Annotated in this window: 10 protein-coding genes; all 10 read right to left on the reverse strand. The window is 54.9% G+C overall.

The window, feature by feature from the left end:
• Positions 1 to 204: 204 nt before the first annotated feature.
• The 10 genes from M2108_RS18265 to M2108_RS18310 all read right to left on the reverse strand — a co-directional run bounded on the left by M2108_RS18265 (position 205) and on the right by M2108_RS18310 (position 15,023).
• Positions 205 to 1,419, reverse strand: a complete 1,215-nt coding sequence (locus M2108_RS18265) for a VWA domain-containing protein (RefSeq protein ID WP_277470875.1) — start codon at positions 1,417 to 1,419, stop codon at positions 205 to 207.
• Positions 1,420 to 3,765 carry a DUF5682 family protein gene (locus M2108_RS18270; RefSeq protein ID WP_277470873.1) on the reverse strand — a complete coding sequence of 782 codons (2,346 nt, stop codon included), beginning with the start codon at positions 3,763 to 3,765 and terminating at the stop codon, positions 1,420 to 1,422. It lies immediately after the preceding gene.
• Positions 3,762 to 4,865, reverse strand: a complete 1,104-nt coding sequence (locus M2108_RS18275; protein WP_221799575.1) for an AAA family ATPase — start codon at positions 4,863 to 4,865, stop codon at positions 3,762 to 3,764. The genes M2108_RS18270 and M2108_RS18275 overlap by 4 nt, the downstream gene beginning before the upstream one ends.
• Positions 4,866 to 5,212: 347 nt before the next feature.
• On the reverse strand, positions 5,213 to 7,063 hold the full coding sequence (locus tag M2108_RS18280; RefSeq protein ID WP_277470872.1) for a HEAT repeat domain-containing protein: 1,851 nt from the start codon (positions 7,061 to 7,063) through the stop codon (positions 5,213 to 5,215).
• A 56-nt stretch (positions 7,064 to 7,119) separates the two neighbouring features.
• Positions 7,120 to 8,556 carry an SWIM zinc finger family protein gene (locus M2108_RS18285; protein WP_277470871.1) on the reverse strand — a complete coding sequence of 479 codons (1,437 nt, stop codon included), beginning with the start codon at positions 8,554 to 8,556 and terminating at the stop codon, positions 7,120 to 7,122.
• Between the two features lie 296 nt (positions 8,557 to 8,852).
• Positions 8,853 to 9,455: a response regulator transcription factor gene (locus M2108_RS18290; RefSeq protein WP_068727400.1), complete on the reverse strand. Its 603-nt coding sequence runs from the start codon at positions 9,453 to 9,455 to the stop codon at positions 8,853 to 8,855.
• Positions 9,452 to 10,591: a sensor histidine kinase gene (locus tag M2108_RS18295; protein WP_277470915.1), complete on the reverse strand. Its 1,140-nt coding sequence runs from the start codon at positions 10,589 to 10,591 to the stop codon at positions 9,452 to 9,454. Before M2108_RS18295 ends, M2108_RS18290 begins: the two co-directional genes overlap by 4 nt.
• Before the next feature lie 130 nt (positions 10,592 to 10,721).
• The gene (gene desA, locus M2108_RS18300) at positions 10,722 to 11,789 is read right to left on the reverse strand and encodes a Delta(5) desaturase DesA (RefSeq protein ID WP_277470870.1); all 1,068 of its coding nucleotides are present in this window, start codon (positions 11,787 to 11,789) and stop codon (positions 10,722 to 10,724) included.
• 264 nt (positions 11,790 to 12,053) lie between these two features.
• On the reverse strand, positions 12,054 to 13,658 hold the full coding sequence (locus tag M2108_RS18305; protein WP_277470869.1) for a response regulator: 1,605 nt from the start codon (positions 13,656 to 13,658) through the stop codon (positions 12,054 to 12,056).
• An 18-nt stretch (positions 13,659 to 13,676) separates the two neighbouring features.
• A complete protein-coding gene (locus tag M2108_RS18310) occupies positions 13,677 to 15,023 on the reverse strand; it encodes an ABC transporter substrate-binding protein (protein WP_277470868.1) in 1,347 nt (448 codons plus the stop codon).
• Between the last annotated feature and the right edge of the window lies 1 nt (position 15,024).

The following is a 15,024-nucleotide window of genomic DNA, read 5'->3' on the forward strand; positions in this document are numbered from 1 at the left end:
TATTATATATGTTTATGAAATCAGCAACTGCCACGCCTCCTATTGCCCAGGATATGCGGACACACTAATCGGGAACTGGGTAAAAGCAACAAAATGCTCCCTTGAGTTCCTGGGATTCGGCAAATCTAAAAAGACTCCGTCCTTCTGTTAAAGGAGCGGAGCCATTGAGTATAATGCTTGAGTTTGATCTTATATTCAGCAGAATTACTGGGCACCCAGCCGTTTGGCCAGCTCCCCAAGATCCTGGCCCTTCAGCGCTCCTTCAACCAGTGCCGGCAGCAGTGCGGGGGTACAGGCAAAGCAAGGTGTTCCATCCCTGGACAGCTGCCTTGCAAGTCTTTCGTCATAAGAGGGCTTGCCGGAATCGGACAAGGCCAGCAGTGTCATTGTGCGGACACCGGACTCCCGGAGCTCACGCATCCGCCGTACCAGCGCTGCCTGGTTGCCGTTCTCGTACAGGTCAGAGACGATGATAAACAGCGTCTTTTTGGGTTCTTCGATAAACTGCTCACAGTATTTAACGGATTTATTAATGTCTGTCCCCCCGCCGAGCTGAATGCCAAACAGCATATCAACCGGGTCATTGGCGCATTGCTCGGTCAGGTCTACCACCTCAGTATCGAAGACGACCACACGTGTGTTCAAGGCCGGGATACTGGCAAAAATCGAGCCGATCACCGATGCCCAGATAACGGAATCCGCCATCGAACCGCTTTGGTCAATATCTACGATTACCGTCCATTCCTTGCTGCGGCGGGCCCGGTCAAAGTAATAAAAACGCTCAGGAATAATAATCCGCCGCTCCTGGTCATAATGCTTGAGATTGCGCTGGATTGTCAGCTTCCAGTCCAGGCCGCTGAGCGACGGCAGAGGGGAATGCTGGCGCTTGTTGAGCGCTCCGGTCACTGCCCGCCGGATATCTGTCTCCAGCAGCTTGACGAGATCATCAACCAGCGCCTTAACAAGCATACGTGCCGTCTCTTTTGTCTTCTCGGGAATTTTGCCCTTCAGCGAGAGCAGGGTTCCCACCAGCTGAATATCCGGCTTGACTGCAGCCAGCAGCTCAGGCTCAAACAGCAGCTGCTTCCAGCCTTTGCGCTCCATCGCATCGCTCTGGATAATCGAGACCACATCTTCCGGAAAGAAGCTGCGCACGTCACCCAGCCATTTGGACAGGTTCAGGGAACCGTGCCCGGAGCCTGTGCCCCTCCCCCTATTGCTGCTGGCCGCCTTCCCCGAAGCCCCCCCGGCTCCCGTCTCATCATAAATGGCCGCCAGGGCAGCATCCATTACCCGCTCTTCTTCCGTCAGCGACAGCTGCCCGCCTTCCCCGTATCCGGACAGCGCCGCATCCGCCTCCTGGCCGAGAATCAGCCGCCAGCGGGTCAGCGTATATTTCTCTACATGTTCATTTGTCATCTAAAAGTCCCCGAAGTCAAAATCATTCAGCTCATCCAGCATTTTGGCTTCCTCCTCCTTCAGCTCACCGGTCAGCACCTCTGCCGCCTGCTCGCTGTTCACACCCCACAGCTCGCCAAGCAGCTCGGAAATCATCGTCTTCTCGCGCGGGGAGAACGTACTGAACGCTCTCCGGAGAAAGACCAGTGCCCGCTTGAATTGGTCGTCATCCAGCGCATTGATATAATCATTCAGCTGCTCCCATAGGCTCATCCGTGACAGCAGGCCATAATGCCCGCGCATCGACAGGCCTTCGAACCAGCCGGCGCCCAGATCGGCCGGTATGCCCGGGGACAAACGGCGCGACACTTCAGCCGCAAGCTCCCCGGCCGAAACGCTGCCGCGCTCCAGCAGAATCGCGCAGGCATAACCGGATAGACGCGGATTGCGGTCATCACGTTCCGCGAGCTGCTGCAGCTCCTGCAGCCATTGACCGTCATCCAGCTTGTCGCCATGCTCCAGCGAAATACCGTTCAGTTCGTTCATTGCCGTCAGCATCGCCCCTGCCGCCTCATCGTTGCAGCCGCTGGCGTCCAGCAGGAACAGGCAGCCTCTGTTGAACAGTTCCTCAAGCAGAGGCAGGAGCGGTGCAGTATCGACTTTGCGGATATCCCCGAAGCTCAGGATGGTTGACAGCTCACGGGCAGCAGCAGCCATTCCGACCACGTCCCGGCTGAGGGCAGCCAGATTCTGCAGCACCCGGGTACCTTCCTCCATCTGGGCTGTCATGGCGCACTGGCAGGCAATCCGGATCAGCACCGAAGCTTCGGCAATGGAACGGCATTCCTGAAGCTTCTCACGCAGCACATAGGCAACTGCCACCTCAACGGTCTCACCCAGCAGCGTCGATTCGACCACCTGAATCTCCACCTCGGGTGACCACTGAATGACCCAATGCTCCGCCCAGGTCGCACTATCCTGTCCGCTTGGACGGTTCTTGGCAAAGGATATGCCCAGCAGGCTCAGCCGGTGAAACAAAACCGAACGGTTCAGATCAAGGAAGGCTGCCTGTTCACTGGATACTCTGCGGTTCTCGCGGAGATCGAGCTGCAGGTCGCTTGCTACCGCTGACTTGTATTTCTCCAGCTTATACTGCTTCAGCAGACGGTTCAGATCATCCTGAATCGGGGTCTGACTGACTCCCTCAGGCAAATAGCCGATCGCCGTACCGACATCTACGCGCGCCAGCGGCTCTGCTATAGCGCCAAGGTCTCCATGGCCTAGCAGTGTCTGGGCCGCATCGCGCAGGTCGCGCAGCGCGGGCCTGCTGCCGCCATGCAGGGCAGCCAGCGATTCTGCCAGCCTGACCGCTTCAATCACTTCAGCGGTGGAGCGGTAGGTACCGCCGCTGCGTACATGGCCGGCCACCGCAGAAAGATAGCGGTGCGGCAGCTCCTCAGGCTTGCCGGCAGCCATAGCGTCCCACATCATTTCAAAGTAATGTGGAGCTGCGTTGCCTGCGCCATAACCGGACATGGTGGACAGCTTATAGTACGAGTAAGGCATCAGCGTCAGCTTGGTGCTGCGTGACGGGAGCGCAGCGAGCTCTTCATCACTCATAGCCGGCAGCGCTGCCGCCAGTGCAGAGTCATGATACGCCCCGCAGATGACTACAATTTTATCCGGCTTGTGCCCTGCAGCAACCGCCTGCCCGATCTGGCGGCGCATATAGGCTTCACGCAGCGCATTGTAAGCATACTCGGAAGGCTGCTCTCTGAGCTCCTTCTCCTCTCCCAGCTCACGCATGTGCGCCGAAAAAGCACGAATCGCAGCCTGATACGCCCCGCTGCTGTCGTTATGCTCATAATTGCGTTCCCAATACATGTCGTAATCATATTCGCCGGCAAGCTGGGCAATCCGGCTGTAAACGGATGACTCATCCTGAATTTCTGCCGCTTCCGGCTCACCCGCCTGGTCAGCGGAAGGCGCAACCTCCGGTCCGGCAGCTCTGCTCCGGTTCATGGCATCCTGCAGGCCCAGGGTTACAGAGGACGGAAGGTCAATGAAGGCTGCTTCCGCCTTATGCTTCCGCGCCCATTTCATCGCCTGATACTCCGGAGAGTATACAGCGAACGGCCAGAGCACCGTCCGGACAGGAACCTGATCGGTGAAGGCCAGGATGGCCACGGGGGGCCTGGTTGCTCCCTCGGTCAGATGGCGGATTTCATCCGTTGCATCACTGGGACCTTCTATCAGCACTGCTGTCGGCTTGTGTTCATCCAGAAAGTCCAGCAGATGCCTGGCCCCGCCGGGGGACAAATGGCGCACCCCGAAGATACGTACCCCAGCTTCAGCAGCCGCAGTCACTCGTTCATCTCCTTACAGGCCTGGTACAGGCCCCGCCACTCCGTCCCCTTTTTCTTCATCACATTATCGAGATACTCTTTCCAGACCAGCTTATCCTTGTCATCATCCTTCACAATGGCGCCCTGCAGGCCGGCTGCCAGATCATTGTCCGTCAGCTCACCGCTCCCGAAGCTTGCAGCCAGTGCCATACTGTTGGTCAGAAGCGAGATCGCCTCGGCCGTCGAAATCACTCCCGCCGGCGTCTTCACCTTCTCCTTCTTGTCCAGTGTCATCCCGCTGCGCAGCTCGCGGAAAATCGTAACCACCTTAAGCAGAGCATCATCTGCGGGAACGGCAGCCTGAAGTTCGTAGGAGGCAGCAATCTCGGCTACCCGCTTTTTCACAATGGAAAGCTCCGTCTCGATATCTGACGGTGCCGGCAGCACAATGATATTGAACCGCCGTTTCAGGGCGGCAGACATCTCATTGACCCCGCGGTCTCTGGTATTGGCTGTGGCAATAATTGAGAAGCCCTTGCGTGCGCTGGTTTCCTTGCCCAGCTCCGGTACGGAAATAGTCTTCTCCGACAGGATGGAGATCAGCGCGTCCTGCACTTCGGAGGCGCAGCGGGATATTTCCTCGAAGCGGGCGATGCCGCCATCTTCCATGGCCCGCATAATCGGGCTTCTCACAAGCGCCTCCGGAGTCGGCCCGTTTGCCAGCAGCATCGCATAGTTCCAGGAGTAGCGAACCTGCTCCTCGCTGGTTCCTGCTGTTCCCTGAACAACCAGGCCGGAGTTGCCGTAAATCGCCGCCGCCAGGTTCTCGGACAGCCACGATTTGGCCGTACCCGGCTCCCCGATCAGCAGCAGTGCACGATCCGTAACCAGCGTGGCTACAGCCATCTCGATCAGCCGCGTATTCCCGATATACTTTGGGGTAATCACCTTTTTTCCGGCTTTCCCTCCGGCGATAAAGGTCAGAACCGAACGAGGCGACATCTGCCAGCCGGCCGGGATTTTCCCGGTATCCTCCTTGATCAGCGCTTCAAGCTCCTCGCGGTACAGCACCTCCGCAGGCAGCCGCATGTAATCCTGAAGCTGCTCTTGTCCCGTTGACATCTACACCTCTCCTTTGTGTAAACTCATGTATATTTCCTTGAAAGGCCGGCGATTTCTCAAGCCGCTCCTGCCCTTAGCGTTCTTCATCCATCTAAGTGGAAAATAGCCACCTAATTCTTCTGCGAATAACGTTATTGAAATTCTAGTTGGAAAAATGCCACTTAATTTCCCGTAAATCAGCCCTGGAAGGCTATTTGGACCAAATTAGATGGCGTTTTTCCACCTAAACACTGCAAATGTTAAAAATATCGGGAATTAAGTGGCGAAAATCCAACTAGATTTTGCATCCGTCTACCAACGCCTAACTCCTAGCCCCCGACTCCCGCCATCCGTCAACCTGCTGCCACCTATTGCCGGCTCCGCAGGTGATTAACCAAGTATTCGAGCTGAGCTTTGCTCTCATAGCGGTATTTAGGCAAGACCGCTTCAATTCGTCCGGCATAACCTGCCGGGAAGCCCAGCATCTGCTCGAGCAAATAAAAATGGAACATATACGGATTTTGAAATCTCTGCTGCTCCAACACCGAGATCAGCAGCTCCTGACGCTCCTGTTCAGGAACCCCCGCTCGTTCCAGTCCCTTAAACAGGCTGGACACGAAATCAAAGTCTTTACGGTGCTTGCCTTCCCGGTTAAGTTTGGCGGTCAGATACTCCCGTACACCGGAATGATCTGGGCGGGCAAGGGCTGATGCGAGCTCCGGCGCATCCCGTTCGATCGCCCAGTCCAGCCACCGCGGATCCCACTCAGCCGCAATCCGTTCCGGAGACAGCATCTCCCACACATACTGCTGGCGGCTTCCGGCATAATCCCAGGAGAGCTCATAAGTCACTCTTTCCGCATTCAAGATCTGCTCCTCAAGCGTATCCTGCAGCACACGGTTGCGCGTGGCGGCATCTTTGGCCAGCCTCGCTTTCATCTTGTCGATTAGCGAGCCGCCGGCGAACTCATTGTAGAGCTCCTTGGCTGTAAGAAGCTGCTGCGCTGCACGGAAGTAGTAGGACAGATAGCGGACGCTCTTGTTATCCAGCTCCCGCAGCAGCTCAAGTCCCTGCTCCGAAAGCGCAGTCTCCTGATACCGCGCAGCCCGGTCCAGCAGATGCAGCCACCCTAGTGCGGCAAACCGGTCATATTCCTCAATAATAAAGCGGTATATTTCATCCAGCAGCGGATTGCGGATATCAGCAAGGGCTATCAGGTAAGGCGAAATGACGTTCCAGAGCGCCTCGTTCTTTTTGCTGTCTTTATGATCAGCTGCAAGGGCCTCCCGCAGCTCATCCATAAACTTCACTGACAGCCGTTCCCCCAGCGGGGCAGACGGCCAATTCGCCAGCGCATAGGCTGCCAGTTCCCGGTCTTTCCTTCCGGCAAAAGCCTCAAACAGCCGCTCCAGCCCCTCTGCTGAGCCGCCTTCCGCAAGTGCCGTATATGCTGCTTCCCGGATCGGCTTCTTCTTGTCCGCAGTCCATTCCAGCAGTGCCTGGACATATTCCTGCTGACCGGCCAGACAGAGAATAGCTGCCGCCCGCACATCATCGCTGCCGCTGCCGGCAGCCTTGTAGATCTCTTCAAGCAGCTCCGGACGGCCCACTGCTTTGATTACGTGCAGCTTGCGGACTTCGCTTTTTCCGCCGGCGGGATTGAAATGCTGAACCAGATAATCAGCTGCAGCCGGACCATAGGATGGCACAATCTTGTTCATGGCAAAGTCGGCAAGCTCCGCATAGGGATCGCCAAGCGCACCGACGGCCAGCGGGAGCAGCCGCAGATCCTGAAACACGCCATCCTTAAACGCCTCAAGCACCGTCTCATATCTGCCGCTCCCTGTTGTCGTTAATGCCTGACGGACGGCGGCAATCCTTCTGGAGGAAACCCCGGTTTGCAGTCCAAAAGCGCTGCCCTGCAGCTGAGCAGCTTCGCCGCCGGATGGCGAGGTGCTGCCCTGCGTATACAGCACCGATTCCAGCAGCAGCGTCAGGTCCTGCAGCTTCACTGCCGAAGTCTGACCTGCAGCAGCTTCTGTTGACAGCAATGCCGAAATTCCCTCACCAAGCCGCTTGAACACAGCAGCCCGTTCGCCCAGCTGCTCGAACTGCGGCAGCAGCCGTTTCAGGCGGAAATCATCCGCAGCCAGATCGCTGCCCGCAATATATAGTCTTCTGACCTCCTGATGAAGCTCTTGCAATAATGCTGTACTCATGCGCGTCCCCCTAACGAGATAGTATGCAATGGTTATTAATTCAGACTTATAGTCAGTTAGAGCAGCCTTGTAATGCCTTCAGCATGCATGATGCCAAGCGGCTGGGCTGCAAGTCTGCCCCGGTCCATATCATGTTCGAACATGACCAGCAGGGTGCAGTGTTCAAGGCAGGCAGCCGGCAGAAACGGCAGCAGGCCGGTTGTGCCCTGGGACAGGGCGGGAACATCCTCCAGCACAAGCTGCCCCCCTGCTTCATCTGTTATCAGATACTCGCCTTGATCGGTCTGACTGATACTTACCGCATAGAGCAGAAGCACCGGCTCCTTGTCACTCAGCGGATTCTTCAGCTGGTTCTTTACTTTCTTGACCGCTTCGGCGATCGAACGGTGGGCATGACCATGGACCTGTTCCAGATCAGCCGGGGTTACGGGCCTGGATGTCATCCCTTCATAGCGGACCCGCGGATTCATGTCCCCCGGATATTTATAGAGCAGCGGCACCTCGGCCACTTCATAGAAGCTGTCTTCCTCACGCAGCAGCTTGGCTGCCTTGTACGGACGGTAATGCAATGTCTTATAAACGGCACCGGCCGATGTATCCAGCCAGTACCCCTGATCCACGAATTCCTGGCGGGCCTTGTCATCATAGCTGTAAAAAGCCAGCTGAAGCAGCTCCGCATTCTCCGCCGTCAGCCCGTATTCCTTCAACTCAGACAGCTGCCAGGCATGGCCTAGCCATTCATCGATCGTTGATTCATGGTCAAGCGCCAGCTCGGGGTCCTCGCTTCTGGCAGTCAGATAGCTGCGGCCTTTTTTAATAAAGGCATGCAGCAGGGTCAGCTGCCGGACCGCATATGTATAGCCCTGTTCACGGTCCTCTCCTTTACCGAGCAGCAGCGCAAACCTGCGCAGCTCAATCTGCGCACCGGACAGATAATAGTTGCCAAGCTGCTTCACATGCTCCTGCACCGTCTTGAGCGTCTTGGCGTCGATAGCAGACAAGCCTCCGCGGATCAGCGAGAGCACCAGCTTCTCCAGCAGGTCCAGCCCTTCCAGCTGGGCTGTGATTTTTTTCTTGAGCGCGGATTTATTAACCTTCTTCGGTTTGGCCGGGCTGCCTTCGGCAGCCTGCTTTACCTTGTTTTCTTCCCGTTTCTCCGCCTTCTCCCGTTTGGCTGCTATATCCTCCGGAACAGGTGCAGGAGTAAAGGTCTGTCCCTCCACATAGGCGTACAATAATCCAAGGGCATGCTTGCAGGGAAACTGGCGGCTCGGGCAGGAGCAGCGGAACACCGGATTCTCCGGAGCAATGAAGTCTACAGAGCATTCGTACGGCGTTTTGCCGCTTCCCGCACATTGTCCGAACAGCAGCTCGCCGTTCTCGGTGCGGTGAAGCTGGATAAAGCTCTTTTTGCGCACCAGGCCCTGGCCGTTCTTAATGGCGGCGGTGTTTGGTGCTAAGGAATCGACATAGGATGATGTAAGTTCAGGCAAAGCAGATACCTCCCGACTTGTAAGCTGAAATATGAGAACAGAACAGTATTGCATAAAAATGGCACATAACCTCAATTACCCATACCGGTTGGATAAGATCACATGTTTGCATTTATCTTAACAAAAATAAACTGCGCTTCCAATCTTACAAGCCGCGTTATGGAAAAATTGGGCAATAGGAACTATACAAACCATCCTTCCCTTACTTCTCTCCAAAAAAAATAGGACGGACCCCCTAAGGTCCCTCCTTCTCCGCAGACAGACTGCCACCGCCCGTACGCTATAGCTTAAACCTTTTATTTAAACCAGCCCTTTTCCTTGAAACGTGTTATCGCCTCAATCCGGTTGCCGACATCCAGCTTGTCGAGAATCACTGAAATATAGTTGCGGACGGTGCCGGTCGTTATATAGAGCTGGCTGGCGATTTCTTTTGTGTTTTTACCGTCGGCGATCAGGCCAAGCACTTCCTTTTCGCGCTGGGTCAGCGGGTTGGCTTCACTGCTGTAGGCTTCATCCATCAGCTCCGGGGCATAGATTCGTCTGCCGGCCATGACGCTGCGGATGGAAAGGGCAAGCTCCTCGCTGGGGCTGTCCTTGAGCAGATAAGCGTCCACACCGGCTTTTACAGCACGCTCAAAATAACCGGCCCGGGCGAACGTGGTCAGGATCATGATTTTACAGCCGGAGCCCTTCAGCGCTTCTGCCGCCTCCAGTCCGGTCATCGCCGGCATTTCAATGTCCATAATACAGATATCCGGCTTGTGCTGCTGCACCAGTCTAACCGCCTCTTCACCATTGCCTGCGCGGCCCACTACCTTCATATCCTCTTCCAGATCCAGCAGCGAAGCCAGTGCGCCGAGCAGCATGCGCTGGTCTTCAGCAATCACGATATGAATCATCCCTCTTTCGCCTCCATTTCAAGTTGCCGGATTACTGTCGGTGCTTTAATGATAATGGTTGTTCCGTTAATATGTTGCATTTCCATACATCCGTTGACGAACTCCAGGCGTTCCTTCATCCCCTGAATGCCATGGCCTTTATAATTCAGATTAGCCGCGTCAAGCCCTTTGCCGTTATCAGATACCCTGATGACCAGTTCCGTTCGGGAGGGCTCAATCTGAATGCGGCACCGCGAGGCACCGCTATGCTTGACAACATTCGTCACCGCTTCTTTCATGCACATACTGAGCACATTTTCCGTAATTAATGAGGTATTTTCCAGCTTCGGGCTGCCCTCCAGCTCAAACTCAATCTCCGCCGCCTGCAGAAGCTGCCTGATCCGCACCAGTTCTTCCTCCAGCCGGATCCCCCGCATCTGGGTAATCATCTCCCGGACCTCTTTAAGCGCGCTTCTTGCCGTCTGTCTGACATCGTTAATTTCCACGATCGCCTGCGCCGGATTTTTGTTAATCAGCTTGCCGGCCAGGTCGCTCTTGAGGCCGATCAGGGACAGCTTTTGACCCAGTGTATCATGCAGATCCCGCGAAATCCGCTGCCGCTCTTCCATTATGACCAGTTCAGAGATCCGTTTGTTGGCATCCTCCAGCTGGCCCTGCAGCTTATCCTGGTTATTGCGGTTATAGGTGGTGGCAGGCAGCAGCACTACTGCAATGATACTGACCAGCACAAAGGGCAGCTGGGACAAGAACACCGGATTGCGCGTGATAAGCTCGTAATTGATTGCCACAATCGTCGTCAGCAGGTGAATCGTGTACATCGTGAAGAAGCCCGCCCGGCTCTGGATATTCCCGATAAAAAAGGCCAGAAACAGCGCGAAATACATATACCCGAACATCAGCGTCATCGTAATCGAGACCACAATCTGCACACTCGTCCAGAAGTAGACCAGCCAGCCCCGGGATTTGAACGCGAGCACATAACAGGCAAAGAACAAAATAATCATGACAATGCCGTACACCCAGCGGTCCGCCGAGGATGAGCGGAAGATCGAGTAAAACGGGAGAATATAGAACACAACCCATACATAAGGGCTCAGACCTGTACTTTTATGAAAAATATGATGCCACTTCTGCATATCCGCCATCCTTTTTGCCAGCAAGTTTGTACCCCCATTTTAGCATAATCCGCAGCAAAAAAGAGAAGAAGCGTACCCGCCGCCGATCTGCGTGTCTGCTTCCTCTCCTGACTCCGGCTCCGGAGCTCTTCTATTTGGCCTGCAGGCCGGGTTTCTGTATCTTCATCCCTTCAACAGAAGGCAGCGGCTTCCGCAACCGGTCTTTAATTTCCTTAAAGCTGACAAATCCTTTATTCTCCTCGTCCCACAGACGGAAATGGATTGCCTTCAAGCTTGTGCCGATGGTAATGGTCGTTGCTTTCTGCAGCGGCGGTGTAGCGTTATGGGCCAGCTCCAGATTATAGTTAGGCACCTTGGGTGCGAGGTGATGCACATGGTGAAAGCCGATGTTGCCGGTAATCCATTGCAGCAGCTTGGGCAGCTTGTAATACGAGCTTCCTTCAACGGCTGCCATAACGTAGCTCCACTCCTCCTCATGCTCAAAAAATGTATCCTCAAACTGATGCTGCACATAGAACAGCCAGATGCCCAGGAAGCCTGAGACGAACACGATCGGCAGCTGCACCAGCAGAAAAGCCTGCCAGCCTACAAGCCAGATCATCCCCGCATACAGCGCCGCAATCAGCACATTCGTCAGATACGTATTCATCCGCTCCTGGCGTCTGGCGCTTTTTACGTTAAAGCGGTACTGGATCAGGAACACGGCAATCGGGCCTGCGCCGAACATGACCAGCGGATTGCGGTAGATCCGGTACCAGAAACGCTGCAGCGGCTTGGCGGCAATGTACTCATCAACAGTCATGATCCAGATGTCGCCGATGCCCCGTTTGTCAAGGTTGCTGCTGCCTGCGTGGTGGATGGAATGGCTTCTTTTCCACTGGCGGTATGGGACAAGGGTCAGCACACCGGTGATCGTTCCGAGAATATCATTCGCCTTGCGGTTCTTGAAGAACGAGCCATGACAGCAGTCATGAAAAATAATAAAGGTGCGGATGACAAAGCCTGCAGCCGGTACGGCGAACAGCAGGGTAAGCCAGTAAGAGACGGACAGGCTGAAATAAGCAGCCGCCCATAGCAGGAACAGCGGGCCAAGCGTATTAATCATCTGCTTTATGCTTGTATTACGGTCATTTTTTTCAAAAGGGGCCACGCTTTTTTTCAGGCTGGAGAGCTGGGATGAAGTGCTGCTCTTGGACATCTGTAGGTTCCTCCTTGTATGTGCGCTCACTCTTCATATATTTACCTTAATTATAGTAAAGGATGTGTCATGGCCGTAAGACATAAACATCAAGGAAGGGGTATGACATTTATCATATTGCATCAAGCCGGCTTGGTTACTTTAAAAATAAAACAAGCCGCAGCTCCCGGAGTGCTCCCCCCGGACAGCTGCAGCTGAAAAGGTTATTGCTATTCACTTTTTAACTTTGAGCAAAGGTCAGATTAAAGTCCCTATTTAACGTCCTCAGCCTTCACCCGCCAGCCTCATCATCTCTTCCCGGTATTCGGTCGGCGTCTTCCCTGTAGCCTTTTTAAACACCTGGGTGAAATATTTCGGGTCCTGGTAGCCGACTAACGGCGCCACCTGGTATACCTTGACACTGCTGTTCTGCAGTATATATTTCGCTTTCTCCATCCGGCAGTGGGTTACAAACTCGAGAAAGGTATAGCCGGATACCTGCTTGAACAAGGTACAGAAGTGGCTGATGCTCAAATCCGCTACCTCCGCCACCTCCTCAATGCTCAGATCCTTGTGGTAGTTGTCCTCAATGTATCTTTTGACTTTATCGACCACGCTGCGGCCGTCATCGCGCGCTGCCTGCCTACTGCCTTCCAGCATCCAGTCACGGAAATCCTGCTTAAGCACATTGATGACCGCCGTCAGTGTCCCCAGGCCCTGCAGCTTACCCATCAGCCCTTCCAGCGACCATTCCGCCTGCAGGCCCATCTGCTCGAACTGCCTGTACAGGACGACGACCAGTTCAATGATTACCCGCTGGGCCAGCTCCTTGGTCAGCGCCTGAGCTTCAATGAAGCAGGCCATCTCATCGAACAGCAGCAGCATCCGCTCCAGATTCAGCGTACGGATGCTCTCGATCAGCGACAGCTCCAGCTCCTTGGGATACTGCACCTCGCGTTCTCCGGCTTCCGGCGTCTCCTCTTCGATGAACACACCTGCTTCACCGGAATAAAAGCGGCGGTACAAAGCTTTGGCAGCGAGCGGATACACGGTACTCAGCTGGTCAATGCCCTGTGTACTGCGGCTGATCCCTACCGAGCAGTGCAGCTTGGAATAACGTTTGATATCGGCGACAAGCCGCTCGCCGAGCTCCTTCTTGACCGTGCTCAGACTTCCGGGGAACAGCAGCACCCATTCGCCGTTGTAGAACGGAAAAATCGATAAGGCGCCGTTCTCCAGCGACCATTCCTCCAGGATGTTGCGGATTGCAAACAGCCACAAATGCTTCTCCTCTGCGCTCCATTTGGCGGTAAGAGAGGCATAGTCGTCCAGTCTGACCACCGCCATAAAATACTCGCGCTCCAGCTCACTGTTCTCCAGCCATTTCAAATGCTGCAGCGGCCGGGAATTGCCGAGCGTGAACTCGGCGAACATCCGCTCCCTCGCCAGCATGGACAGCATCTGTACCGAATGCATCAGCTGTTCATTCTCCTTCTGACGGTCCAGCTTCGCACGCGCCCGGGTTAGCATATCCGTCAGCTCGTCATGGTCAATCGGCTTAAGCAAATAATCAAAGGCGCCAAGCCGCAGGGCATCCCGCGCATACTCAAATTCCCCGTAGCCGCTGATAAATATAAACAGCAGCTTCGGATTCTTCGGAAGCAGCTCCTTCATTAATGCGATACCATCGATCACCGGCATCCGGATGTCGCTGATCACAATCTGCGGTGAGGTTTCCTCGATCAGCCGCAGTGCGGCTTCCCCGTTGCGGGCTTCACCGGCGATCGTCAGGCCCAGCTCCTCCCAGGGAATAGCCACCTTTAAGCTGCGCAGAATAATCGGCTCATCATCCACCAGCAGCACTTTGTATTGTTCTTGCCGTGCACCCACTTCCCGCACCTCCCAGATTTATTGTACAGCCGAGCTCTGTATAAGATTCCAGTATTGCTCCGACGCGGATTGCAGCTGCTGCAGGGCATCCCCCGCCGCCAAACCGCCGTCAATCATTTCTTCGATGACACTGAGGAAGGTCTTCTTCACTTCAGGCGACAGCAGGTTGTCATACGGCACAAAGCTCTGGCGGTCTTTAGCCATAATCTCCATCACCTGCGCGAACACAGGTCCGGTTTTCTCGGGATCAAAGTCAATCCGCATCGAAGGAATTCTCAGCCCTTCATAGACAATCCGCGTCTGAATCTCCTTCGTATAGAAGGCTTTCATCAGCTCCAGCGCCGCTTCGCGCTTCGTTCCCGTCAGGCTGGAAGACAGGCCGATGCCGATCGTATAACCTCCGGCGATGGAGGGCTCAGTCCCGGCGGCCAGCGAAGGGAACGGGATAACCCCCACTTCATTCTCGAAGCCTGCCGGGGCTGTCTCCCCGGTGAACAGGTTAATATCCCAGTTGCCGTTCAGATACATTCCGGCTTCTCCGCCGCTGAACATGCGTACCGCATTTTCCGGTGAGGTATCATTAGAGTCTTGGCTGAATGCGCCCTCGCCGATCCATCGCTCCAGATGGCTGAACGCCTCCAGATATTCCTTATTAACAAAAGTCACACCGTCTTTTCCGGCAACCAGCTTCTGGATCAGCTCCGGTCCGGCATAACGGTCCATCAGATAATGGGCAAAAATCCCGGCAGGCCAGCGGTCCTCATTGCCAAGCGCGAACGGGGTTATCCCCGCATCCTTCAGCTGACGGATGGCCTTATCCAGCTCGCTGACAGTTTCCGGCGGCTTGATGCCCAGTTTCTTGAACAGTGTCTTATTGTAATACAGCGGCTCGGCATTCCCTTCGATCGGCAGCCCGTAAATATGCTGGTCAAAGGTCCACAGATGCAGGTCACTGAATTGATGGTTGAGCCCGTTATCCTGCACAAAGCCGGTCAGATCCATCAGACGGTTAGAGCGCACATAAGGCTCAATCTCCGCACCGCCGAACAGTACGAACATATCGGGCGGAGTCCCGGTGACCATTTCACTTTTCAGCTTCTGCTCACGGTGAATCGTCTGATCCAGTCCCTCAAAATTCACTTTAACGTTAGGATGATCCTTCTGATACTCCTGAACAACTTCCTCAAAGATGGCCAGCAGCGGCCGGTCATGCTCCTTCATCCAGAAATGGCGGAAGGTAAGTGTTATTTTCTCCGGAGAATTATCTTCAATCGGCTCCTTATTGCCAAACGATATAAACAATACCGCTCCGGCCATCAGTGCAATGTACAGCAGAATCCAGCCCCATTTGGTCAACCATCTCACA

It is taken from the genome of Paenibacillus sp. PastM-3 (assembly GCF_029893965.1).
GTDB lineage: Bacteria > Bacillota > Bacilli > Paenibacillales > Paenibacillaceae > Paenibacillus_AQ.